This window comes from Streptomyces sp. NPDC051018 (assembly GCF_044456085.1).
Lineage (GTDB): Bacteria > Actinomycetota > Actinomycetes > Streptomycetales > Streptomycetaceae > Streptomyces.
Window position 1 is genome coordinate 445,881 of record NZ_JBITFN010000002.1, and the last position, 24,727, is coordinate 470,607.

The 24,727-nt window shown below is 72.3% G+C and carries 19 protein-coding genes; 5 read left to right on the top strand and 14 right to left on the bottom strand.

Annotation, left to right across the window (positions count from 1 at the left end):
• Positions 1–42: 42 nt before the first annotated feature.
• The 3 genes from ACIBCM_RS05645 to ACIBCM_RS05655 all read right to left on the bottom strand — a co-directional run bounded on the left by ACIBCM_RS05645 (position 43) and on the right by ACIBCM_RS05655 (position 4,058).
• Entirely contained in the window at positions 43–1,293 is a 1,251-nt protein-coding gene (locus ACIBCM_RS05645) for a nucleotide sugar dehydrogenase (RefSeq protein ID WP_399240538.1), read from the bottom strand.
• 624 nt (positions 1,294–1,917) lie between these two features.
• Positions 1,918–3,042 carry a phosphate ABC transporter substrate-binding protein PstS gene (gene pstS, locus ACIBCM_RS05650; protein WP_399240540.1) on the bottom strand — a complete coding sequence of 375 codons (1,125 nt, stop codon included), beginning with the start codon at positions 3,040–3,042 and terminating at the stop codon, positions 1,918–1,920.
• Positions 3,043–3,467: 425 nt separating this feature from the next.
• A complete protein-coding gene (locus tag ACIBCM_RS05655) occupies positions 3,468–4,058 on the bottom strand; it encodes a TetR/AcrR family transcriptional regulator (protein WP_399240542.1) in 591 nt (196 codons plus the stop codon).
• A gap of 79 nt (positions 4,059–4,137) precedes the next feature.
• On the opposite strand from ACIBCM_RS05655, the gene ACIBCM_RS05660 reads away from it, so the two are divergent.
• Together ACIBCM_RS05660 and ACIBCM_RS05665 are read left to right on the top strand one after the other, a co-directional pair.
• Entirely contained in the window at positions 4,138–5,670 is a 1,533-nt protein-coding gene (locus ACIBCM_RS05660) for a class I adenylate-forming enzyme family protein (RefSeq protein ID WP_399240544.1), read from the top strand.
• A complete protein-coding gene (locus ACIBCM_RS05665) occupies positions 5,667–6,458 on the top strand; it encodes a crotonase/enoyl-CoA hydratase family protein (RefSeq protein WP_399240547.1) in 792 nt (263 codons plus the stop codon). Before ACIBCM_RS05660 ends, ACIBCM_RS05665 begins: the two co-directional genes overlap by 4 nt.
• Positions 6,459–6,650: 192 nt before the next feature.
• Here the strand turns inward: ACIBCM_RS05665 and ACIBCM_RS05670 are convergent, their stop codons facing one another.
• The 11 genes from ACIBCM_RS05670 to speB all read right to left on the bottom strand — a co-directional run bounded on the left by ACIBCM_RS05670 (position 6,651) and on the right by speB (position 20,945).
• Positions 6,651–7,538 carry a hypothetical protein gene (locus ACIBCM_RS05670; protein ID WP_399240549.1) on the bottom strand — a complete coding sequence of 296 codons (888 nt, stop codon included), beginning with the start codon at positions 7,536–7,538 and terminating at the stop codon, positions 6,651–6,653.
• Positions 7,539–8,206: 668 nt separating this feature from the next.
• Positions 8,207–9,232, bottom strand: a complete 1,026-nt coding sequence (locus ACIBCM_RS05675; protein WP_399240551.1) for an ABC transporter ATP-binding protein — start codon at positions 9,230–9,232, stop codon at positions 8,207–8,209.
• A gap of 4 nt (positions 9,233–9,236) precedes the next feature.
• Complete coding sequence (locus ACIBCM_RS05680) at positions 9,237–10,499, bottom strand: FecCD family ABC transporter permease (RefSeq protein WP_399240553.1); 1,263 nt, start codon at positions 10,497–10,499, stop codon at positions 9,237–9,239.
• 2 nt (positions 10,500–10,501) lie between these two features.
• Entirely contained in the window at positions 10,502–11,527 is a 1,026-nt protein-coding gene (locus tag ACIBCM_RS05685) for a FecCD family ABC transporter permease (protein WP_399240556.1), read from the bottom strand.
• Positions 11,528–11,687: 160 nt separating this feature from the next.
• Entirely contained in the window at positions 11,688–12,752 is a 1,065-nt protein-coding gene (locus ACIBCM_RS05690) for an iron-siderophore ABC transporter substrate-binding protein (RefSeq protein WP_399240558.1), read from the bottom strand.
• Positions 12,753–12,870: 118 nt separating this feature from the next.
• Positions 12,871–14,664 (bottom strand): ABC transporter ATP-binding protein, encoded by a 1,794-nt coding sequence (locus tag ACIBCM_RS05695; RefSeq protein ID WP_399240560.1) that lies wholly within the window; start codon positions 14,662–14,664, stop codon positions 12,871–12,873.
• Complete coding sequence (locus ACIBCM_RS05700) at positions 14,661–16,385, bottom strand: ABC transporter transmembrane domain-containing protein (RefSeq protein WP_399240562.1); 1,725 nt, start codon at positions 16,383–16,385, stop codon at positions 14,661–14,663. The genes ACIBCM_RS05695 and ACIBCM_RS05700 overlap by 4 nt, the downstream gene beginning before the upstream one ends.
• Positions 16,386–16,567: 182 nt before the next feature.
• Entirely contained in the window at positions 16,568–17,536 is a 969-nt protein-coding gene (locus ACIBCM_RS05705) for a carbon-nitrogen hydrolase family protein (protein WP_399240565.1), read from the bottom strand.
• Entirely contained in the window at positions 17,533–18,507 is a 975-nt protein-coding gene (locus ACIBCM_RS05710) for a nitrilase family protein (RefSeq protein ID WP_399240567.1), read from the bottom strand. The genes ACIBCM_RS05705 and ACIBCM_RS05710 overlap by 4 nt, the downstream gene beginning before the upstream one ends.
• Entirely contained in the window at positions 18,504–19,952 is a 1,449-nt protein-coding gene (locus tag ACIBCM_RS05715; RefSeq protein ID WP_399240569.1) for a purine-cytosine permease family protein, read from the bottom strand. The genes ACIBCM_RS05710 and ACIBCM_RS05715 overlap by 4 nt, the downstream gene beginning before the upstream one ends.
• A gap of 27 nt (positions 19,953–19,979) precedes the next feature.
• A complete protein-coding gene (gene speB, locus ACIBCM_RS05720; RefSeq protein WP_399240571.1) occupies positions 19,980–20,945 on the bottom strand; it encodes an agmatinase in 966 nt (321 codons plus the stop codon).
• 148 nt (positions 20,946–21,093) lie between these two features.
• Between speB and ACIBCM_RS05725 the strand changes: the two genes are divergently transcribed.
• From ACIBCM_RS05725 to ACIBCM_RS05735, 3 genes are all read left to right on the top strand, one after another.
• The gene (locus tag ACIBCM_RS05725; protein WP_399240573.1) at positions 21,094–21,678 is read left to right on the top strand and encodes a helix-turn-helix domain-containing protein; all 585 of its coding nucleotides are present in this window, start codon (positions 21,094–21,096) and stop codon (positions 21,676–21,678) included.
• Positions 21,679–22,185: 507 nt separating this feature from the next.
• Positions 22,186–23,547 (top strand): bifunctional o-acetylhomoserine/o-acetylserine sulfhydrylase, encoded by a 1,362-nt coding sequence (locus tag ACIBCM_RS05730; RefSeq protein ID WP_399240575.1) that lies wholly within the window; start codon positions 22,186–22,188, stop codon positions 23,545–23,547.
• Complete coding sequence (locus ACIBCM_RS05735) at positions 23,544–24,704, top strand: homoserine O-acetyltransferase (RefSeq protein ID WP_399240798.1); 1,161 nt, start codon at positions 23,544–23,546, stop codon at positions 24,702–24,704. The genes ACIBCM_RS05730 and ACIBCM_RS05735 overlap by 4 nt, the downstream gene beginning before the upstream one ends.
• Positions 24,705–24,727 lie beyond the last annotated feature (23 nt).

Genomic DNA, 24,727 nt, shown 5'->3' on the forward strand with positions numbered 1-24,727 from the left:
TTCTCACTTGCTTTCTTTGAACTCGTTGTGGGGGGAGGTGTTTCAGAGGTGTTCGACGTGGGCGCCGGCGGGGACCGCGCGACGGGTGTCGAGGACATAGGCGGCGTGGTCGCGCACCTTCTCGAAGTCGAACTCCGGGTGATCCGTCAGGACCAGCACGGCGTCGGCGCCCGCGAGGTCCCGCTCGGTGAACGCCGTCAGATACGGCGTGCCCGGGTGGGAGGTGAGGTGGGGGTCGACGACGGTGCAGTCGGCGCCCTGGGCGGTGAGTAGTTCCACGACGCTGCGGGCCGGGGATTCCCGCATATCGGCCGTGCCGGGCTTGTAGGTGAGGCCGAGCGCGAGGATCCGGGCGCCCTTGAGGCACTTGCCGAAGCGGTTCAACGCGCTCTGGAGCCGTTCGACGACATAGGCGGGCTGCCGCTCGTTGACCTCCTGCGCCAGCTCCACGAACCGGAAGGTCTCGCCGAGTTGCTGGCGGACGTGGTGGGAGAGGTACACCGGGTCGATCGGCAGGCAGTGTCCGCCCACACCGGGACCCGGGGTGAAGCGCATAAAGCCGAAGGGCTTGGTGGCGGCGCAGTCGAGCGCGTCACCGACGTCGACGCCGAGCAGATGCCCGAGCTTGCCGAGTTCGTTGACCAGGGCGATGTTGACGTGCCGGAAGGTGTTCTCGAAGACCTTGGCGAGCTCGGCCTCCTCCAGTCCGGACGCGGGGACGGTCGTGTCCACGAGGCTGTCGTAGAACGCCTTGACACGCTCCAGACAGGCGGGCGTGAGCCCGGACACCACCTTGGGGGTGTTCTCGAAGCGCCAGGTGGCATTGCCCGGGTCGATGCGCTCCGGGCTGAAGCCGACATGGAAGTCCCGGCCCGCGGTGAGGCCGGAGCCCTCTTCGAGGAGGGGGATCACCACATCCCGTGTGGTGCCCGGATATGTCGTCGATTCGAGGACGACCGTGGAACCGGGCTCGATGTAATACGACACGGTGCGTGCCGCGTCGCGTACGCAGGTGAGGTCGGGTGCGCGGTTGGTGAGGGGCGTCGGCACGGTGATGACCGCTATGTCGAAGCCCTTGAGGTCGCGGGGATCGTCCGTGGCCCGGTAGGTGTCGGCGGCGATCGCCTCGCGCAGCCGGGCGGAGGGAATGTCTTCCACATAGGAGTCACCTGAAGTAAGCTGCGCGCACCGGGCGTAGTCCGGTTCGTAGCCGGTGACTTGATGCCCGGTTTCAGCTGCCCGCATGGCCAGTGGAAGCCCGACGTAGCCTTGTCCAAGAACAGTGATGTTCATGCTGGTACAGGTCTTTCTGCTGTGCGGCGGATATGGGCGGGAAAGACCGTCCGCAGATGCGGAAGCATGCCGAACTCCCCTGCGTGACCGCCGTAACCGTTGGTGTCGTGCGTGCGGTCCCGCATGGTGAATCAGTTGCCCGGCAATGGCTGGAATCCCGCCTTGCTGGCATGGGGTAAACCCAAGTCGTGGGGTTGTGGCGTTTTGGTTCTCCCTTGTCGCGTTACTGAGATTTCATCGAAACGTGGGCGACCCATGTGACCTCTTTGCATTTCCGTGACCCACATGGGGATTGTTCTAATCTGGGCGTTGTGTATTTCTCATTTTCGTGGCCGTTTTCTGACGCAGGCGGTTCATGCGCTGACACTGCGCCACTGGCGGGCCGTCCGGCGGGCATTGGCCGAGACCGGTCGGTACCGCGCCGGCGCCGGGAGTGGTGCCGGGGACGGTGGTTCCCGCCACCCGCTTCCCCACCGCCGTCCGGGCGGTCCCCGGGTGCCGCGAGACATGAGTGAGGCCGTGGTGGACGACGGCGGTGCCTCGTCCACCACGGCCTCGGCGGTGGGTGCCCGTCCGGGGAGCGGTCGGGCGGAGTGTCCGACGGCGTCGGCCGTCGGGACGGGGTCAGGACAGGGTGCCGATGACGCCGCGCACCTGGGCGGCCACCTTCTCCGGCAGCGGCGCGTGGTGCAGCCGCGCCAGTTCGCGCTGGCCCTCGGTACTCGCGGTGTAGCTGAGGAACGACCTCAGCGCGGGCAGTGCCTCGGGCCGGTTTCCCGTGTCGCACACGATGACATACGTCATGAGGACGATCGGATAGGTGTCGGCGAGGCCGGTCCGGTAGTCGAACTCCAGGGCCATGTCCTTGCCCGTGCCGCTCACCCGGGCCGCGGCGATACCGGCCGACGCGGTCCGGGCCGACACGGCCACGGGATCCGGCGCACCGGTGTCCAGGCGGACCGTCGTGATGTCGTCCGCCGTCGCGAAGGACAACTCGAAGTACCCGATGGCGCCCTCGGTCGCGCGTACCTGCGACGCGACCCCGCCGGAACCCGCCGCCGAGTGACCCCCCTTGGCCTGCCACGCCCGCTCGGCCGCGTACGGCCACGCGTCCGGCGCCGCTCCCTTGAGATAGGCGTTGAGGTTCTGGGTCGTCCCGGACTCGTCGGAGCGGTGGACCGCGACGATGGGGGCCGACGGCAGCCGGACCCCGGGGTTCAGACGTGCGATCGCGGGATCGTCCCAGGTGTCGATCTTCGAGTCGAAGATCTCCGCCAGGGTCTCGGCGTCGAGCACCAGATTCTCCACGCCGCCGAGGTTGTAGCCGATGGCGATCGGACCGCCCACCATCGGCAGATCGATGGCCCGGCCCCCGCGGCACACCTCACGGGAGACCTCGACCTCCTCGGGTTCCAGCGTGCTGTCCGTACCGCCGAGGACGGTCGCCCCGCGCAGGAACTGGGACACTCCGCCCCCCGAACCGATGGGCACATAACGGATCTTCACCCCCGGGCACGCCTGTTGGTACTCCCGCATCCAGTGCTTCATGGCGTTCTGCTGAGCCGTCGACCCGGACGCCGCCAACTGCCCTTGCGGCGCACAGGAGATCGAGCTCGCCGCCGTGGGCGCGGGCTCCGGTTCATCGTCTTCGCTCCAGAGTCCGCAAGCCGAGAGGAGTAAAGCGCAGGCCACCGCCGAACCGACCGAAGCGAACAGACGTGTGCGCCGATGGTGCCGGTGCTGCTCCATGTGATCCCTCCCAGCAGGTCAGGGCATAGATGCTCGGTCATGCCGGGCGGTTGTGGGGTAGCGCGCAGGTGAACATCAGTGGTCTTTCTGAAATCGCCCCGGCGGCAGGGGGGTTGCGTTCCGGGGGCGCGTGCGGCACTTCCGAGGTACCCGGGGGTCGGCCGGAGCGTGGCGCCCGGGGAGCGCGGGAGTGCCCGGCGGACGGCGGTACGGCGGCCGTCGCCGGTGCGGGTACGAGGACGCACAGCGGTGCGCCGGTGCGGGGGCGCACGGGCACGGGCTGGTCCGGCGGTGCGGGTGCGTACGGGACCGGCCGTGCGGATCCGCCTCGCGTCACCCGGTGGAAGACCGGGGACCCAGGGCCCCGGCCCGGCGGCGGTCCGCTCCGGTTCCTCCGGCGGGAGGCCGCCGCTTCGGGAGGGCCGTTACGTCGCCGTCCCCAGGAACCGGTCCGCCCACAGTCCCAGCAGCCGGTCCTCGAAGTCCGGGTCGTCGCGCAGCACGCTCGTCAGCGCGAGGCCGCGGTGCAGGACCAGCAGGGACTCGCAGAGGAGGGCGAAGTCCTCGCGGGCGGTCACCTCCGGCCCGAAGAGCTTGGCGAGCACCTCGCGCTGGGCCGCGCCCACCTCGCGTTCGGCCGGCAGGAGGGCGGCCTTGAGATGGGGGTCGGTCCGGGCGGCCAGCCACAGTTCCAGCCCGGCGAGGAAGTGCGGGCCCGACATGGCGCTCCGCAGCAGGGCGAGTCCCTGCTCCCGGGTCCGGGTGCCGGTGTCGGCCTCCTCGTGGAGACGGGCCAGCCGCAGTTCGGCGACATGGTGGGTCGCGGCCGTCAGAAGGTCCGCCTTGGAGGCGAAGTGGTGCAGCAGGGCGCCCCGGGAGATCCCGGCCCGCTCCTGGACCCGCTGATTGGTGGTGCCCGCGAAGCCGTACTCGACCAGGCAGTCGATCGTGGCGTCGAGAAGGCGCTGGCGGGTCTCCTCCCGGCGTTGCCGCTGAGTGCGTCGTGTGGCGGACATGGGCCGACGGTACGGCAATCGGAAGCCGAACAACAAACCGTCTGGACGGACTGTATGTTTCGGGGCTATCCTCCGCATCATGCTTGCCGTAGACCTGGTCCGCCTGGGCGCTGCGCGCTTCGCCGGACGAACCGCCCTGTACTTCGACAGTCAATCCCTCACCTACGCCGAGGTCGACGAGGCCGCCAACCGGCTCTCCCACGTCCTCACCGGACTCGGCACCGACCGCGGGGACCGTGTGGGTCTCCTCCTCGGCAACGGACTGTGGTCCGTCTCCGTCGACTTCGCCTGCCTCAAGGCGGGCGCGGCCCGGGTCCCGCTCAACGGCCGCCTCTCCCTCGCGGAGCACACCCGGATGCTCCGGGACACCGGGGTCTCCCTCCTGGTCTACGGGCCCGAGCTGAGCGAACGCGCCGAGGAGCTGAGGGCCGCCGTGCCCGGACTGACCCTCGCCTGCCTGGGCCCCTCCGAGGACACGGGCGACCTCGATCTGATGGCCGCGATGCGGGAGGCCAGCCCGGCCGACCCCATGCGGTACGCCGAACCCGACGATGTGATCCTGATCCTCTACACCTCGGGCACCACCGGCACGCTCAAGGCCGCGCAGCACACCCAGGCGAGCTATGCCGCCATCACCGCGAACATCCTCGCCAACCTGGTCTCGCCCGGCCGTGACGACGTGATGCTGCACGCGGCCTCGCTGATCCACGCCAGCGGCACCTTCGTCCTTCCGTACTGGGTGCGCGGTGGCGCGTCCGTGGTGCTCACCGGCTTCGAGCCCGAGGCCTACCTCGACGCCATCCCGCGCTACGGGGTCACCGCCGTCAATCTCGTCCCGACCATGCTCGGCCTGCTCTTCGCCGGGGGAAAGGCCGAGGGCGCCGACCTCGGACGGCTGCACACCGTCGTCTACGGGGCGAGCCCCATGCCCCGGCCGCTCATCGAGCACGCGCTGGACGTGTGGGGGCCCAGGTTCGTCCAGTACTTCGGCCAGACCGAGGCCCCTCTGTGTCTCACGGTCCTGGACCGCGACGACCACGCGGAGGGCGGTGAACTCCTCGGCGCCGCCGGGCACCCCGTCATCGACGCGCAACTGGTCCTCACCGACGAGGACGGCGCCCGGGTCGCTCCCGGTGAGATCGGCGAGGTACGGGTCAAGGCCCCGTTCGCCATGGCGGGCTACTACAACGCACCCGAGCTGACCGCGCAGAGCCTCACCCCCGACGGCTGGATCCGCACCCGGGACCTGGCACGCTTCGACGAGCGGGGCTATCTGCATCTCGTCGACCGCAGCAGCGACATGATCATCACGGGCGGGTACAACGTCTACCCCCGGGAGGTGGAGGACGTGCTCGCCTCCCATCCCGCCGTCGCCCAGTGCGCCGTCGTCAGCGCCCCCGACCCGACCTGGGTCGAGGCCGTCACCGCCTTCGTCACCCTCCGGCCGGGGGCCGAGACCTCCGAGGCGGCGCTCCGCGACCACGTCCGGGCCCGGCTGGCGGGGTACAAGGTGCCCAAGGCCGTGCACTTCGTCGACACGATCCCGTACTCCCCGGTCGGCAAGATCCTCCGGCGTGCGCTGCGTGACCCCCTGTGGGAGGGCAGGGGATGAGCACCGGGAACGGAAGCCCCGCGGTACGCGTGGAGCGCGAGGGGCCGGTGTTCACCGTCATCCTCTCCCGGCCCGCCGTACGCAACGCCGTCGACGGCCCCACCGCCGCGCTGCTCGCGGACGCCTTCCGGGAGTTCGAGGCCGATCCGGACGCGGCCGTCGCCGTGCTCTGGGGCGAGGGCGGCACCTTCTGCTCCGGTGCCGACCTCAAGGCGATCGGAACCGACCTCGGCAACCGGGTGCTCGCCGAGGGCGACGGGCCCATGGGCCCCACCCGGATGCGGCTGGCCAAACCGGTCGTCGCGGCGGTCGCCGGACACGCGGTGGCCGGGGGACTGGAGCTGGCGGCCTGGTGCGATCTGCGGGTCGTGGAGGAGGACGCCGTATTCGGTGTCTTCTGCCGCCGCTGGGGAGTCCCCCTGGTGGACGGCGGTACGGTCAGGCTGCCCCGGCTGATCGGCGAGAGCCGTGCCATGGACATGATCCTCACTGGCCGTCCCGTACCGGCGAAGGAGGCGTATGTGATGGGGCTCGCCAACCGCCTGGTACCTCCGGGGGAGTCCCGGGCCGCCGCCGAACGTCTCGCCCGTGAGATCGCCGCCTTCCCCCAACTGTGTCTGCGCAGCGACCGGATGTCGGCACGGGAACAGCACGGGCTGAGCGAGCCGGAGGCCCTGGCGGTCGAGTACCGCCATGGGCTGGTGCCGCTCAGCGCGGGGGAGACCCGGTCGGGCGCGGACCGTTTCGCGAGCGGCGCGGGCCGCCACGGCTCGTTCGACGGTACGTAGGCGGAGCCGTCACGAACCGCTTGAACGGCCTGGAGGCCGGGGAGGAGCCCCGAGCTGTGCTGTCGGGGCGCGCGCGTCTGTACGTCCCGTACGGGCGTGAGCCTCCACGATGTCCCGCCCGGGCCGGAAACTCCCGGGCCGGGGCCTGTTGTCCGTACGGCCCGGAGGGCCGGGCGAGCGGTGCCGTATCCGTCAGCGGTCCGTCTCCGGGGGCTCGGCGGGCGGGATGGTCCAGCGCAGCACCGTGCCGCCGCCGGGGGAGGCTTCGAGGGTGACGGGGTAGACATGGCCGGAGCGCCGTTCGCCCCGGTGCCGCGTCGAGTGGTCGCCGCTGTCCCAGCCGAGTCCCAGGACGGGGCATCCGGCCACCTCGACGACGCCGGCCAGCAGGGGATGGGCCCGGCCCGCGTGGTGCAGCCGGTAGGCGTGGGTGTGGAGGGCGACCGCCACCGTCAGACCCTCGCCCCCGGTGATCTGTGCGGCCCAGGACCGGATGGTCTCCGCGAGCGCCTCGGCCTTCGCCACGGGCACATCGGGCCACCCGTGGGTCGTGTCGCCGCCGTGCCCGGTGACCCGGTCACCGCCGAACTTCGCGTAGACCGTCTCCGCGTGCTTGCCCCAGTACGCGACGTCCGCGAGCCCGTCGGACGACTCGCCGTTCTCCCCGGTGAAGGAGTCCAGGGCCGACGCGTCACCGAGCACCATGCCGCAGCGGTCGACGGGAAGGTCCCCGAGCAGCACGGGCCGGCCGTCCCCGGCGGTGGAGGGCCAGGGCAGGCCGAGGTCCGTTTCCAGAACGGCGATCGTCGGACCGCCGTCGAAGGGCGAGGGCGACGCGGCGGCCCGTACCCGCAGCGGCCGGTCGGCCGCCGCCGGTACCGCGACCGCCTCGCACATCCACTCATGAGGGCGGCCTCCGGCCGGCTCGTGCAGATGCCCGCCGCTCCCGGCCGCGGCCGCGGCACGTTCGGACAGCGGCGCCCCGGCCCGGGACCAGTGGTCGATCCAGCCCGCCATCCCGAGCACGAGCACACCCGAGGGGGCCGTGACGACGCCCAGGTCCACACCGATCTCGATCACCCGGCGATTCAACCGGCCGGGCCGTACGGGGATCAAGGCGCCCGCGCGGGCCGTGGCCGAGACTGATCCGCCGCCCGGGCCCACCCGTCCGGCATCCCGTGACCCGGTACTCGGGGCCGCCGGACGGCACAGGGTGTCACGTTCCGGGCACGCGGGCGCCGGAGCGAGCGGCCGAGGGGCGCCCGACCGGTCTTCCGGGCGGGTGCGACGGAGGCCGGGCCCTCTGTGCAAGCGCTGTCCCTGACGGCGGACGACAGGCCGGAACCGCACGGTCCGGCTGCCCCGACCGAGGGCGAACGGCCAGCAGCACAGGCCCTGCACCCCTCGGGCGGGTGGGTTGGGGGGTTCTCGGGACGCCGAGCACTCGGAGACCTTTCGCCGGTTGGGCGGGTGGGCCGAAGGGCCCGCGCGAGGTCCCGAACAATCGGAGGCCCTTCGCCCGTTGGGCGAGTGAGCCCAGGGCCGCGCGGGTGTCGAAAGGGAGAGCGCGCGGAGGTCCCGAGGAACGAGGGATCGAGCACGGTCGACCGTCGACAGACGCTCAAGCGGCCCGGTGGGGGTGCCCCCGGACGGAGTCTGGGGGAGAACCGAGCCACCCAAAAGGGGCGCGCGTCGGTGACTGTCCGGAGGTCCTTCGCCCGGTGCCGCCGGCCGAGCACGGTCGACCGTTACTCGGGCTGCGCGCGGTTCTCGGGCGGCTTGGGCGGCTCGGGTCGTTCACGGTTCCCGCTCGTCCCACCGTTCTCGTGGTGGCGGCCGATCGGAATGACCATCGGGGTCCCGCTGACCGGGTCGGGCGCGATCCGGCAGCGGAGGCCGAAGACCTCCTCCACCATGGCGGCGGTGATGACGTCCGACGGGCGGCCCTCGGCGACGACGCGTCCGGACTTCAGGGCGATGACATGATCGGCGTAACGGCACGCCTGGTTGAGATCGTGCAGAACCATGACCACCGTACGGTTCTCGTGCTGGTTCAGATCGGTGATCAGATCGAGCACATCGATCTGATGGGCCAGATCGAGATAGGTCGTGGGCTCGTCCAGCAGGAGCACCGGGGTGCCCTGGGCGACCGCCATGGCGATCCAGGCGCGCTGGCGCTGGCCGCCGGACAGTTCGTCGACCGGGCGTTCGGCGAGATCGGTCATGGCGGTCGCGCGCAGTGCGTCGTGGACCGCGCGCTCGTCGGCGGAGGACCACTGACGCCACCACGTCTGGTGCGGGGAGCGGCCGCGGCCCACCAGATCGATCACGGTCAGGCCCTCGGGGGCCACGGGGGACTGGGGCAGGATTCCCAGGCGCTGGGCGAGTTCCCTGGTCGGCATGGCGTGCACCGAGCGGCCGTCGAGCCGCACCGAGCCCGCCTTCGGCGTCAGCAGCCGGGCGAGGGCCCGCAGCAGGGTCGACTTCCCGCAGGCGTTCGCCCCGACGATCGCCGTGACGCGGCCCGGTGGGACGGCCACATCGAGACCGTCGACCACGACCCGGTGGTCGTACGCCAGCCGCAGCCCTTCGGCCCGCAGCCCTTCGGCCCGCAGCCCCTCGGTCGTCGGCCCTTCGGCCGGCGGCCCGGACCCCGGTGACGCCTCGGTACCCGGGGCTGCCCCGGAAGCGGCGGCCGCCCCGGGCCCGGAAGCGGTGGCGACGGACCCGGAACCCGTCCCGGGATCAGGGGACTTCGCGGATTTCACGGACATGCGGTCAGCCTCCTGAGCCGGCGCGTTGGGCACGGACGAGCAGCCACAGCAGCACCGGCGCGCCGAGGACTCCCGTGACGATTCCGACGGGAAGCTCCGTCCCGTCGATCAGCTCGCGGGCGAGCAGATCGGACACCAGCACCATCACGGCCCCGGTGAGTCCCGCGGCCAGCGGCGGTGGCCAGGCCGTACGGGCCAGCCGCTGGGCGATCTGCGGTGCGGCGAGCGCGACGAAGACCACGGGCCCGGCCGCGGCGGTGGCGAAGGCGGCCAGGGCGACGCCCGTGAGCAGGACCGCGGGCCGGACCACCTGGATCCGTGTGCCCAGTCCCCGGGCGACGTCGTCGCCGAGCTGGAGGGTGCGGGTGAGCCGGCCGAGGAGCAGCGCCGCGGGGACCAGGACGGTCAGGGCGTACAGGAGAGGAGTGACCTGGTCCCATTCGCGGCCGTTGAGATTGCCGACGAGCCAGCCGAGCGCGGCCTGGGCCTCGAACCGCTCCCCCCGTGCCATCAGATAGTCCGTGGCGCTGGTGGAGATCCAGGCGACCCCGATGCCCACGAGGATGATGCGGTATCCGGTGGTTCCGCGCTTCCAGGCCAGCGTGTACACCAGCAGGGCCGCGCCGAGGGCGCCGAGCAGTCCCAGCACCTGGGTGCCCAGGGTGCCGTCCCAGCCGAGGACGACACCCGCGACGACCACGGCACCCGCGCCCTGGGTGATGCCCATCATGTCCGGGCTGGCGAGCGGGTTGAGGGTGACGGTCTGGAACAGAGCGCCGGACATGCCGAAGGCGATGCCGACGAGCAGGCCCGCCAGCGCCCGGGGCAGACGCAGCTCCTGGACGATCAGCCGGGTGCCGGGGTCGCCCGAGCCCAGGAGAGCGTTCATCACCTCGGTGAGGCTGTACGGGATGTCGCCGACGGACATCCCCCAGCAGAACACGAGGAACGCGGCGGCTGCGAGGGCGGCGCACACCCCGGCGAGCCGTGGCCGCAGCACTCCGGAGACGGGCGGTACGGCCAGCCGGAAGTGAACCCGGCGGGCGCCGCGGCCGGGCGGGCGCCCGCGCTCACGGCCGGACGGGTCTCGGCCGGAGAGGTCACCGCCGGCCGGGTCGCCGCCCGGCGCGTCCCGGCCGGGCAGGTCACCTCCGTACGCGTCCCGGCCGGAGGCGCTTGCGCCTGGGGCGTGTGGCTCCCGCGCCCCGGGGCCGTCAGCGCCGTTGCCGGGGGCCCGGGGGCCGGAGGAGGGAACGATGTCGGTCATGCTCACAGCTCCGCGAGTCGGCGGCGGCGGACCATCGCGATGAAGAACGGTCCCCCGATGAAGGCGACCAGGACGCCCGCCTGGATCTCGGTCGGCCGGGCCAGCAGGCGTCCCGTGACATCGGCGGCGAGCAGCAGACAGGGGGCGAGGACCGCCGACAGGGGGAGCAGCCAGCGGTAGTCGGGGCCGATCCCCGCGTACTGGGTGAGCACCCGCGCCACATGCGGGACGACCAGGCCGACGAAGACCACCGGGCCGATCACGGCCACCGCCCCTCCCGTCAGCAGGGTCACGGCGACCACGCCCAGAACACGGACGAGCCCCAGCCTCGTCCCCAGCGAGGCGGCCACATCGTCGCCGAGCGCGAGGCTGTTGAGCGCGGGCGCGACGGCCAGCGCGATCGCCGCGCCGGCCAGGAGGAACGGCAGGATCCGCAGCAGGGTGCCCTCGTCCTGGTTCGCCAGGGATCCGGCCGACCAGAAGCGGTAGCGGTTCAGGGCGTCCGGATCGGTCAGCGCGATGGCGCTGGTCAGCGAGAACAGCAGCGAGGTGATGGCGACTCCGGCGAGCGCGAGCTTGACCGGTGTCGTCCCCGACCGTCCGAGCCCGCCCAGCAGATACACCAGCACACTGGCGCCGAACGCCCCGGCGAAGGCGAACCACACATACCCGTGGACGGATCCCAGACCCAGCACCCCCACCGCGAGCACGATGGCGAAGGCGGCCCCGGCGCTCACCCCGAGGATTCCCGGGTCGGCGAGCGGATTGCGGGTCAGGGCCTGCATCAGCGCACCGGACAGCCCGAGGGCCGCTCCCGCCGCGATGCCCAGCGCGGTCCTCGGTACCCGTACCGACCAGACGGCGTTGTCGACCCGGGTACTGGGCGCGTCACCGAGCAGCGTGCTCCACACCTGGCCGGGCGGCACACTCAGCGCGCCGAAGAACAGCGAGACCGCGACCAGCGCGGCGAGCGCCGTCGCGGACAGCACCACGAGCAGCGCCGCGCGCGGGCGCTGCTCCTTCGTCACCGGGCTCCCCACATCATGTCCTTCACCGGTCGGACCGGCCCCGGACGAGGGGCCGGCCGGCGCCCGCCCGGAGGGGGCGCGTCGTCGTGCGCGGTCGGCGGGCGGGAGGCCGGCCGGGACCCGGGGTCCCGGCGCGGTCCGGCTCCCGCGCCGCGTGCGGTCAGGAGGCGGGCTGCCCCACCGCGGTCGCCGGCTTCCCGTCGACGGCGGCGGACAGCTGCGGCGCCAGCCGGTCGATGACGTACGGCAGGCTCAGTACCGTGCCGAACGCCATGGCGTTCCCGTAGCCGCTGGTCTCGTGGACGAAGACCTCACGGCCGTCCTCGACCACCTTCAGATTTCCGTAGGAGGCGTCCTTGTGGAGCTTCGCCGAGTCCTTGGCGACATCGGTGACCATCCACACGACGGCGTCCTGGTCGAGGAGGTCGGTGCGCTCCTTGCTGATGCTCGCGCCGAACCGGTCGCCGATCGCCTTGTCCAGACCGTCCGGCAGCCTGAAGCCGAGCCCGGTGAGAATCCGGGAGCGCGGATCCTGGGTGCCGAAGACGAACATGCCCTCGTACGGAGTGGCCATCAGCGCCGTCGCGTTCTTGAACTCCGGCCTGGCCGCCGCCTTGAACTTCGCCTCCACACCGGCGACGGCCGCGTCCGCCTCGGCGGACTTGCCGAGCGCCCTGCCGATCGTGCGGGTCTGCTCCTGCCAGGGGATGCCGTAGTCGTTGTACTCCTTGGGGTGGGCGACGACCGGAGCGAACCGGGACAGCGAGGTGTACTGCTCCTTGGTGAGCCCGCCGTACACGGCGAGGATCAGATCCGGCCTGAGCGCGGCGATCTTCTCCGCCTGGGGTCCGGTGCCGGTGTCCTTGAGGACGGCCGGCGTCTTGCCGTCGCCCTTCTCGTCCTCGGCCCAGGGGCCGATGGCTCCCGGGTAGCGGCCGATCCACTCGGTGGTGCCGACCGGGACCTTCCCGAGCGCGAGCACGGCGTCCTGGTCGGTCAGCCCGACGGTGACGATCCGCTTCGGCTCGGAGGTGATGCGGGTGCTGCCGTAGGTGTGCGGGATCGTCACGGGGTAGGCCGAGTCGGCGGAGCCGCTCTTCGCGGCCCCGCCCCCCTCGGAGCCGCCGGAGCCCTCGGAGTCGGAACCGCAGGCGGTGGCGGCGGTGAGCAGGAGCAGTACGGAGGCGAGTGCGGCGGTCAGGCGCCGGACGGCGGAGCGGGACATCGGTCGTTCCTCGGTTCGGTCGGCGGGAGGGCGTGGTCGGCGGGAGGCGTGGTCGGAGGGACGGTCGGAGGGCGGGACTGTCGGGGTGGCGCGGTCGTCGTGTGGGGGGAGCGCCGGGCTACCCGGCGGGGTCCCGGGTGCCGGACCAGGCGTTCCACAGCGCCGCGTAGCTGCCGCGGGACGCCCGGAGTTCGTCGTGTGTCCCGGACTCGACGATCCGGCCCGCGTCCATGACGACGACCCGGTCGGCGGTCGCGGCCTGCGTCAGCCGGTGCGCGACGATCAGCGCCGTACGTCCGTCCACGGCCCGGGCCACGGCCTTCTCCAGTGCGCGGGCCCCGGTGCTGCCCGCTTCGGCGGTCGCCTCGTCGAGGACGACCAGCGGCGGATCGGCGAGGATCAGCCGGGCGAGCGCCAGCGCCTGGACCTGGGCGCCGCCGAGCCGGTGGCCGCCGTCCCCGACGACCGTCGCCAGACCGTCCGGGAGCGCCTCGGCCCAGGCCAGCGCGTCCACCCGGTCGAGCGCCGCCCGCAGTTCGGCGTCCGTGGCATCCGGCTTGGCGAGCCGGAGGTCCTCGGCCAGGGGCCCGGAGAAGACATGCGTCTCCTGGGTGATGAGAGCGACCGTGCGGCGGAGGGCGGCGGGGCCGATCGCCTCCAGCCGCGCCCCGCCGAGTTCGATGGTGCCCTCGGTCGGCCGGTGGATGCCCGCGATCAGCTTCGCCAGGGTGGTCTTGCCCGCGCCGCTCGCTCCCACCAGGGCGACCCGCTCTCCCGGACGGAGCGTCAGACACACCTCGTGGAGCACGGGGTGACCGCTCTCGTAGGCGTGGCCGACGCCGGTGACGGTGAGAGAGGCGTCCCGGGGCACCGCGGGCCGCTCGGGCTCCCCGGGCGGCGGCAGGTCCGCCACTCCGACGATCCGCGCCAGGCCGGACGACGCCGACTGGGCGTCGTCCAGGAGCACCAGGGCGGAGTTGACGGGCGTGAAGAGACTGTGGAAGTAGAGCGCGGCGGCGGTCGCCGTGCCGAGGGACGCCGACCCCTGGCGTACCAGGAGGAATCCGGTGACGAGGACGGCGGTGAGCCCGATGAACTCGGCGATGTGCAGCCTGCTGTAGAAGCCGAGGACCAGCCGTACGCCCCGCATGGTCAGATCGACCAGGGACCGGGAGCGTTCGGTGACCCGCTCGGTGTGCTCCTTCTCCAGCCGGAACGCGCGTACGGTCGAGCCGCCGGCGATCGTGTCGAGCAGTTGTTGCTGCTGGGCTCCGCCCGCCACCCGCTGCTCGGCGTAGAGCGGTACGGCACGCCGTACGTACCACCGCGCGGTGTACGCCTGGACGGGCACCGCGAGCAGCGCGGCCAGCAGGAACCGCCAGTCGAGTACGGCGAGGGCGCCGAGGGTCAGCACGATGGCGAGCAGGGAGCGGGCCAGTTCCGGCAGGGCGGTGCGCACCCCGTCGGCGACCACGGACACGTCCCCGGTGACCCGGGCGGTCAGATCGCCCGATCCGGCCCGCTCGATCTGTTCCAGCGGTAGTCCCAGCGCCCGTTCGACGAAACGTTCCCGCAGGCGTGCGAGCACGGTCTCGCCGAGCCGGGAGATCAGGGACAGGCCCAGTCCGGTGGCGAGGCCCTGGGCGAGGGCGACGGCCGCCAGCAGCAGTACGGTCGAGGTCAGCGCGCCCACGGGACGGCCGTCGGCGGCGATGTCGACGATGCGGCCGAGCAGCGGCTGGGTCAGCAGTCCCACGGCCGTGGCGAGCACCGTCACGGTGAAGCCGCCGAGGGCGAGGAGGCGGTGGGGGCGCAGGAGTTCACCGACGGCCGCGCGGGTACGGGGCCCGCTCGCGACGGGAAGCAGCGCCCGGCCCTCCGCCGCGGCCTTCCGCGGGTGCGGGCCGGTCATGACAGCACCGCCGTACGGTAGCCGGCGCTGTCGCGCACGAGGTCGCCGTGTGTGGCGCTGCCCGTCACCCGGCCGCCCTCTACGAGGACGACCCGGTCCGTCACCGCGAGCAGTGCCGGGCTGGTGGTCACCATGATCGTCGTACGGCCCCGGCGCAGTTCCCGGATCCCGCCGGCGATCCTGGCCTCGGTGACCGCGTCCACCGCGGTCACCGGGTCGTGTACGACCAGGACGGGGCTGTCCGCCGCCAGCGCCCGGGCCAGTGCCACCCGCTGCCGCTGGCCTCCGGAGAGCGAGCGTCCGCGTTCGGTGATCTCCGTGTCGCCGCCCCGGGGCAGTGCGCGGGCGACCTCGTCCGCCCCGGCGGCGGCCATCGCCGCCCGGATGTCCCCGCCGGACGCGGCGGCGGCGACATTGGCGTGGAGGGTGCCCTCGAACAGATCGGCGTCGTGCTCGGCGACCAGCACGGCGGTGCGGATGTCCACGGGGTCCAGGGCGGTCAGATCCACTCCGTCCAGTTCGACCGAGCCGCTGTCGGGGTCGCCGTGCCGGGCCAGACAGCGCAGCAGCGCCGCCGCGTCGGCGGGATCGGTGGCGGCGACACCGGTGATCCCGCCGGGCTCGAACTCGACGTCGAGGTCCCGCAGCGTTCCGTACGACAGGCGGCGCAGCCGGATGCGCCCCTCGACGGGCCGGCGCGGGGCGGCCGTTCCGGGAACCACGTCGGCGTCGGCCGTGAGGACGGCGGCGATCCGGGCGGCCGAGGCGCGGCCCTGCGCCAGTTCGGCGTTCACCCACGAGAACACGGAGAGCGGGCCGAGGAGGAAGAGCGCCAGACCGGCGGCGGAGACCAGTTCGCCGAGGGTGATGTCCCCCCGGGCGGCCAGCCGTCCGCCGACGAGGGCCACCAGGGCGATGAACATCCCCGTCAGCGCGAGCACGATCCCGCCCTGCCACGCGTGGGCCCGCGCGGCCACCAGGGTCGCGGCGAGCGATGCGCGGCTGGTGTCGCGGTAGCGGGCGACGGCGTACGGCTCGGCGCCGATGCCCTTGAGCACGCGCAGACCGGCGACGAGATCGGCGGCGACGCCCGACGCGTGGGCGGCCCGCTCCTGTTCGGCCCCGCTGCGCCGCTCCAGGGGCTTGCTCAGCAGATGGCCCGCCCACAGCAGCAGGGGAGTGCCGAGCAGTACGACCAGACCGAGCAGCAGGGAGACCCGCAGCAGCACGACGGCGCCGACCAGGAGCCCGGTGAGTGCCGAGACGCCCACGAAGACGGCCAGATTCACGGCTCCGACCCGCTTGGCGTCCTGGGTGGCGACGGCGGCCAGCTCACCGGGCAGCCGCCCGGTTCCGGCCCCGCCCTCCGGCGCCAGGATCCGGGCGGTCAGCTCGGTCCTGAGCCGGTGGGCCGCCGTCTCGGCGGCCCGTTCCCCGGCACGGGCGCCGAAGCGGAAGCTGAACGAGAGCCCGAGGTAGACCAGGCCCAGTGCGGCGATGCCCAGCAGCAGCCCGGAGCCGTCGCCGTCGGCGACGCCCCGGTCGATCACGAGGCCGATCAGGACCGGAATGAGGGCTTCGGCGGTCTGATGGGCCGCTCCCAGCAGGGACGCGACGGTGATGTCGCGGCGCTGTCCGGTGATCGCCCGTCGCAGCACCGCTCGTTGCGACAGCCCCCCGCCCTCCACCGCACCCCTCCGTACCCGGCTCGCCGTGCCCATGGCGAGCACGCGAATTCAGGCGAGGCTAACCTAAGTTCCTGGAGAGGGAAACCCCGAGCAGCGACCGGACGCGGCGGTACCGTGCCCGGTCCCGCAACGGCCGACCGGCCGGGCCACCGGGTAACACACCTGCCCGGACGGCACGTTCCCCGGTGTGCACCGGCCGGTTCGACGGGGCGAAATCACTCGGTGAACCGGACACCTTTCTCACGGCGGCTCCGGTCGACGGAGAGCTGGAAGACATCGGGCCGCGCGTAGTGGCCCGCGACATCGAGGTCGAGCAGTTCGCCGTAGCGCTGCCCGGTGTCGAGGGTCGCCGTGATCACGCGGGCCTCGTCGAAGACCGGCTCCACGACCCACGACCCGTCGGGGGCGACGATATGGGAACCCCCGTTGAACAGGGGCCCGCTCTCGGGCGCGTCCGGGCCGACCCCCGCCCGGTAGGCGTCGAGCAGATCGGCGGGAAGATCGTCCGTCGTCAGGTACTGCCCCGCCGAGACGACGAAGCAGCGCCCTTCGAGAGCGTACGAACGTGCCGCGATCACATGGCTCTCGGGCATATCGGGCCACGCCGCGACATGGATCTCCTCGTCCTGTGCGTGCAGCGCGTGCCGTGCGAGCGGACTGAAGTGCTCCCAGCACACCAGCGAGCCCACCCGCCCGGCCGGGGTGCCGACGACCCGCAGGCCCGCCCCGTCACCGGCCGCCCACACGATGCGCTCGGTGTGCGTCGGAGTCAGCTTGCGGTGCAGATTGAGGGTGCGGCCGTCGGGGCCGATGGTGATCAGCGAGTTGTAGAGCGACCCCGAGGCCCTGCCCGGCCGCTCGTTGAGCCCGAGGACCACACTCACCCCGCACTCGCGGGCCGCCGCGCGGACGGGCGCGAGGTCGTCGTCCACACCGCCGTCGTGATCGAGTACGGGGCTCTGCTCCAGCAGCCGGGCGTGCCAGTGCCGCGCCGTGCCGTCCCGCCAGCCCGCGAGGCCGAACACCCACGCCGGATAGCAGGTCAGCCAGGTCTCCGGGAAGACGACCAGATCCGCTCCCGCCGCCGCCGCGTCCGTGATGTGGACGGCCGCCCGGCGCAGCGACTCCTCCAGGTCCAGCAGGGCCGGCGGCTGCTGGACGACCGCGACCGTGGTGCCTGTCATGGCTGCTCCGTTCCGATGCCCGCGTACAGCCCGGGTCGCCGGTCCGCGTGCACGTCGTTGCGTTCGCTGATGGTCTTGTCACGGGCCTCGGCGAGATCGATCGTCGCGGTGACGACCGCCTCCTCGCCCAGGCGCAGTCCGCTCACGGGGTAGCCGTCGGCGTCGACGATCACACTGCCGCCGAGCCAGTCCTGTCCGCGCTCGGTGCCGGTGCGGTCGGCGACCGCGACGAACATCCGGTTGACGGAGGCGTCCGCCTGCACCCGGACGATCTCACCGGGGCGCTCGCCCTCGGGGCGCGGGTACAGCGGCCAGTTGACCGGTCCGCACAGCAACTCGGCTCCACGCAGGGCCGCGAGCCGTACCCACTCGGGGAATTCGAGGTCGTAGCAGACCATCAGCCCGATACGGCCGTGCGGGGTGTCCACCACGGGCGGCGGCGCACCGCCCGGAGTGAAGCCCCAGGTCTTCTCGCCGTTCCACAGATGTGCCTTGCGGTAGGAGGCGCGCAGCCCGCTGTCGTCCACGAGGACGCCCGAGTTGTGGACCCGGCCGTCCTCGCCCAGTTCGGCGAAACCGCCGGCGATCACCAGACCCAGCCGGGCCGCGAGCTCCTCCCACTCCGTGACCGTCGGTCCGTCGAGGGGCTCGGCCACCGACCGCAGTTCGTCCGCGTCCTCGAAGACATAGCCGGAGTTGGCCAGTTCGGGGAGGACCACGATGTCCGCGCCCCGGTCCGCGGCGGCGAGCACCGCCGTACGGATACGCTCGCGGTTCTCCCCGACACGCCCGACCCGAGGCGCGATCTGGCAGCAGGCGACCGTGACCCCGGTCCGCCGCCCCGGTTCCTGCCCCGGGTATTGGTCGGACCCGTGTCCACGGCAGTGCTCATGGCCCGCTACGGGTTCCGCTCCGGTGGAGTTCCGGGCGGGGCGGGGTGCCCGGCCGGCCGGCTCGGGACGCGGGGTCATCGGGCGGCCCCCTCCAGTTCGGCTTCGCTCTCCGCGCGCGCCTCGGCCTCCGTACCCCGGTCGAGGCCCCGGGAGAAGAGCAGATACAGCAGCCCGGAGACCGTCAGCCCGATCACGAACGAGAAGTCCGCGCCGCCGAGCGCGTCCGCGACCGGACCCACGTAGAAGCTGGTCGAGAAGAACGGGATCATCGCCAGGAACCCGATGACGTACGCGCCGATGCCCCGCCAGGCCCAGCGTCCGTAGATGCCGTCGGGCTTCAGGATCTCGGCGATCGCGTACTTCCCGCGGCGCACGAAGTAGAAGTCGACGAGGTTGACCGCGGTCCACGGCACCAGGAAGTACAGCATCAGCAGAACGAAGTTGTTGAAGCTTCCGATGTAGTCGTCGGGGATCAGCAGCGCCACGATCAGCGAGGCGACACCGACGATCACCAGACCGACGACCCTCAGCCGTACGGTCGGACGCACCTTGCGGAAGCCGTCGAGCGCGCTCGCGCCGGTCAGCATCGCACCGTAGGCGTTCACGCCCATGATCGAGATCAGTGCGAGGACCGAGGTCAGCACGACGATCAGTCCGAAGCCGGGGAAAAGCAGGTCGCCGACCTCGCGCAGGGCCAGGATCGGGTCGGGGTCGGGCAGATAGCTCGCGAGGATCGCGCCCAGCGACATCAGCCACACGGCCGAGAACGTGGCACCCGCGTACACGGCGGTGATCAGCTTGCGGGCGGGGGCGTTCGCGGGGAGGTAGCGGGTGTAGTCGGAGACGTATACCGAGTAGCTGATGTTGTAACCGGCCGCGAGGGAGAACTGCACGAGGAACGCGGTCGAGTCCCAGCCCGCCGTCGCTGCGGGCGCGCCCTGGGCGACGGGGTTGGAGGAGAAGTGCACGATGGCGACGACGGTGAGGATCGCGAAGACGACGATCAGCAGATACGTCAGCCAGCGCTGCACGAAGTGGAGCAGATCGTGGCCCACCACCGCGATGACGATCGAGACCGCGATCAGCACCGGGTACCAGAACAGCTTGCCGTCCGGCAGGATCAGCCCGATGCCCTGCTCGGCGAGGACCGTGTCGAAGACGAGGAAGCCGACATAGACGAACACGGTCGCGGCGAAGGGCACGGTGGAGCCCCGGCTGCCGAACTGCGCCCGTGACTGGATCATCTGGGGGAGCCCCATCCGGGGGCCCTGGTTGGCGTGGAACGCCATGAAGAAGGTGCCGAAGCCCACGCCCAGGACGATCGCCAGCACGCTGTACCCGACGCTGAGACCCATGGAGGCGCCGACGAAGCCGGCGACCATGGTGGGGAGCACGAAGTTGCCCGTGAACCAGAACGGGCCCTGGTGCCAGACCTTGCCGTGCCGCTCGGAGCTCGGCACATAGTCGATCGAATGCTGCTCGATCGGTCCTTCGCGACCGGTCGCGGTCTCGGGGGAAGCCATCGTCGTCCTATCGGGGGTGCGGGCCGGTCATCCGGCGGGAGCGGGGGCGGCCGGGGTCATGGCCGAGAGGATCTCGTACGCCACATGGGACGCGGCGACGGCCGTGAGCTGGGCGTGGTCGTAGGCGGGAGCCACCTCGACGACATCGGCGCCGACGAGACGCACCGCGCGCAGCGCGCGGATCATGGCGAGGAGTTCACGGCTCGTCATACCGCCGGCCTCGGGGGTGCCGGTGCCGGGCGCGTGCGCCGGGTCGAGCACGTCGATGTCGATGGAGAGGTACACCGGGCGGTCGCCGAGCCGGGTGAGCATCCGCTCGACGGCGCGGGGGAGCCCTTCGGACTCGATCTCCGGGCTGGAGATCACCGCGAAGCCCAGTCGCTCGTCGTCCCGCAGGTCCTCGCGTGAGTACAGCGGGCCCCGGGTGCCGACATGGATGCTGGCGGTGAGGTCGATGAGCCCTTCCTCGGACGCGCGGCGGAAGGGCGTGCCGTGGGTGACCGGGGCGCCGAAATAGGTGTCCCAGGTGTCGAGGTGGGCGTCGAAGTGCACAACGGCCACCGGACCGTGCTGCGCGGCGACCGCACGCAGCAGCGGAAGCGCGATGGTGTGGTCCCCGCCGAGGGTCAGCAGGCGCTTGCCGTCGGCGGTGAGCGCCTCGGCCGCGCTCTGGATCTGCCCGATGGCCTCCGTGAGGCTGAACGGGTTGGCGGTGATGTCTCCCGCGTCGGCGATCTGCTGCGCGGCGAACGGCTCGACGTCCTGCGCCGGGTTGTAGGGGCGCAGCAGCCGGGACGCCTCGCGGATGTGCGCGGGCCCGAACCGGGCCCCCGGCCGGTAGCTGACCCCGCTGTCGAACGGGACGCCGACGACGGCGATGTCCGCGCGGGGCACGTCCTCGATGCGCGGGAGGCGCGCGAACGTGGCCAGTCCGGCGTAGCGCGGACTGAGGCTGGCGTCAGGGGGGCCGAGAGGGGGTTCGACAGCGTTCATCGGAACCTCAGGTATCTGTGCTCTGGGGAAGTTACCTATACACAACAAAGAATGCTTATTAGGCAACTTTCATTCCGGGTAGTGTGGCTCCGGGCTTTCACCCTGTCAAGGGTCGCCCCTGAGCAGACCGAGCGACGCGAGGGACTTCATGAAAGCTCTTCATCCGACGCCGTCGGCATCCCCCGTCCGGGTCGGCGCACGCCTGCGGGCCTGCCGCAAGGCGCAGGGGCTCACCATCGAGCAGGTCGCCGCCGCGGCCACGGTGACCAGGGGATTCCTCAGCCGGGTCGAACGGGACGAGACCTCTCCCAGCGTCGCCACCCTGGTCACCCTCTGCCAGGTGCTGTCCCTTCCGGTCGGCTCCCTCTTCGAGGACGCCGACACCGAGGTCGTCCGCATCGGCGACGCTCCGCACATCAACATGGGCGGCCACGGGGTGGTCGACCGCATGATCACCCCGCGCGCCCAGTCCAAGGTCCAGGTGCTGCGCTCGCACCTCGAACCCGGCGCCCACGGCGGCGACACCCTCTACACGGTCAACTGCGACGTCGAGGTGCTCCATGTCGTCAGCGGAGAGGTCTCGGTCCTCTTCACCGGCCGTACGGAGACCCTGACGGCCGGTGACACCCTCACCTTCTCGGGTCGCGAGCCCCACAACTGGCGCAACACCGGCCCGTCCCCGGCCGAGGTCCTGTGGACCTTCGTCCCGGCGCCGTGGAGCGGTTCGCGGTAGTCCGGGCGCCGTGGAGCGGTCCGCGGCGGCCCCGGCCGTCGGGCACGGGGGTGCGCCGGTCTCCGACCGGACCCGGAGCGTACGGTCCGAGGCCCCGGCGGGCGCCCGGGGCGGCGGCTCCGGCCGCCCCTGCCGGGACCCGGGACGACGGCCGCGCCCGCCCCTGCCGGGACCCGGGACGACGGCCGCGCCCGCTCCCGTACCTCACCGGATGCCGGACGCGGGGGCCGTAGGTGTCCGCTGTGTGGACAGATGCTGGTGCAAGGTACAGGTATGTGGTTCTCTGTCCGCATGACCTTGCTTGTGACCCGCCGCCACGTCGACTACGCGCGTGTCACCACGATGGGCTGTTCGAGCCGGGAGCCGATGCTCCGCTCCAGCCGCTGACACCGGTCACCCCGCCCGATTCGCCACAACCCGTACGCCTCCGCGCGGCTCGCGCGTTCTCCGCCCGCCCGCGCGGAGCGTGCGGATGCCGCGCCGTACCCATCGCACCAAGGGAGAACCATGAGCCAGCCCATCGACTCCGTCGCCGCGGGCCACACCCCCGACGAGACCCCCGCCGGGGCGGACGCCCCCGCGTGGTCGTTCGAGACCCAGCAGATCCACGCCGGAGCGGTCCCGGACCCGGCCACCGGGGCGCGGGCCGTGCCCATCTACCAGACCAGCTCGTTCGTGTTCCGCGACACCCAGCACGCCGCCGACCTGTTCTCCCTCGCCGAGCCGGGCAATATCTACACCCGTATCCACAACCCCACCACGGACGTCCTCGAACAGCGCATCGCCGCGCTGGAGGGCGGAGTCGCCGCGGTGGCGCTGGCGTCCGGGCAGGCGGCGGAGACCCTCGCCATCCTCACCGTCGCGAGCGCCGGGGACCACATCGTCTCCAGCACCTCCCTGTACGGCGGCACGTTCAACCTCTTCCGGCACACGCTTCCCCGGTTCGGCATCGAGGTGTCCTTCGTCGACGACCCGGACGACCTCGACGCCTGGCGCGCGGCCGTCCGCCCCAACACCAAGGCGCTGTTCGCCGAGTCGCTCGGCAACCCGCGCGGGAACGTCCTCGACATCCGCGCCGTCGCCGACGTCGCCCACGAGGCCGGCGTCCCGCTGATCGTCGACAACACCGTGCCCACGCCGTACCTGGTGCGGCCCATCGAGCACGGCGCCGACATCGTCGTGCACTCGGCGACCAAGTTCCTCGGCGGGCACGGCACCACCATCGCCGGTGTGGTCGTCGACGGCGGCACGTTCGACTTCGGCGCGCACGCCGAGCGCTTCCCCGACTTCAACGAGCCCGACCCCAGCTACCACGGACTGCGCTACTGGCCCGCCCTCGGCCCGAGCGCCTTCGCCGTCAAGCTGCGCGTCCAGCTGCTGCGCGATGTCGGCCCGGCGCTGTCCCCGCACTCCGCGTTCCTGCTGCTCCAGGGCGTGGAGACGCTGTCGCTGCGCCTGGAGCGGCACACCGCCAACGCACAGGCGCTGGCCGAGTGGCTGGAGAGCCGCGAGGAGGTCGCCGCCGTCCACTACCCGGGCCTGCCCTCCAACCGCTGGTACGAGGCCGGGCAGCGCTACCTTCCGCGCGGCGCCGGAGCGGTGCTCACCTTCGAGCTGCGCGACGGGGTCGAGGCCGGCAAGCGCTTCGTGGACGCCGTCGAGCTGTTCAGCCATCTCGCCAACATCGGTGATGTACGCAGCCTGATCATCCACCCCGCGTCCACCACCCACAGCCAGCTCGACGAGGAGCAGCTGGCCGCGACCGGCACCTCGCCCGGACTGGTCCGGCTGTCCGTCGGCATCGAGAACCTCGCCGACCTCAAGGCGGACCTGGAGGCCGGCTTCCGCGCGGTGAAGGGCGCGTCCTGAACACGGTGACAACCTCCGAGACCACCCCCCTCCCGCCGGCGACCGGTGCCTGGCGGGAGGGGGACCCGCCGGGGCGCCGCCGGTGGCAGGCGCTGCCGGAGCCGCTGCGGCTGGAAGCGGGCGGCGAACTGCCGGGTGTGCGGCTCGCGTACGAGACCTGGGGGCGGCTCGCCCCGGACCGTTCCAACGCGGTGCTGGTGCTGCACGCCCTCACCGGTGACTCCCATGTCAGCGGGCCCGCCGGACCCGGCCACCTCCAGCCCGGCTGGTGGGACGGTCTGGTGGGGCCCGGCCTCGCACTGGACACGGACCGCTGGTTCGTCGTCGCGCCCAATGTGCTCGGCGGCTGCCAGGGCAGTACCGGCCCCTCCTCCCCGCGCCCCGGCGGAGGCCACTGGGGAGGCGACTTCCCCTATCTGACACAGCGTGACCAGGTCGCGGCCGAGGTCCGGCTCGCCGACGCGCTCGGCATCGACCGCTGGGCCCTGGTGATCGGCGGCTCGATGGGCGGGATGCGGGCGCTGGAGTGGGCCGTCTCCCACCCCGCGCGGGTGGAGTCGCTGCTGCTGCTCGCCACCACGGCGGCGGCGAGCGCCGAGCAGATCGCCTGGGCCCATGTCCAGCTGCACGCGATCCGCTCCGATCCGCAGTGGCACGCCGGCCATTACCATGACGCGGGCCCCGGCGGAGGCCCCCACACGGGCCTGGGCGTCGCCCGCCGGCTCGCCCATGTGACGTACCGCAGCGAACCGGAGCTCCAGGACCGGTTCGGCCGTGGCCAGCAGGGCGACGAGGACCCCTGGCGGCGGGGCCGCTACCAGGTGGAGTCCTATCTCGACCACCACGCGGCCAAGCTCGTACGCCGCTTCGACGCGGGCAGTTATGTCGTCCTCACGGAGGGCATGAACGGCCATGACGTCGGCCGGGGGCGGGGCGGCACGAAGGCCGCGCTGCGCCGGATCACCGCCAGAACCCTGGTCGCCGGTGTCGACTCCGACCGCCTCTACCCGCTCCACCAGCAGCGGGAACTGGCGGACGGCATCCCCGGCGCGGACGGGCTGCGGGTGATCGGCTCACCGTACGGCCATGACGGCTTCCTGGTGGAGACGGACCAGGTCGCCTCGCTGGTACGGGAGTTGGTGGCGCGCGTTCCGTGACCGGCCGCCGGTGCGCAGGATCG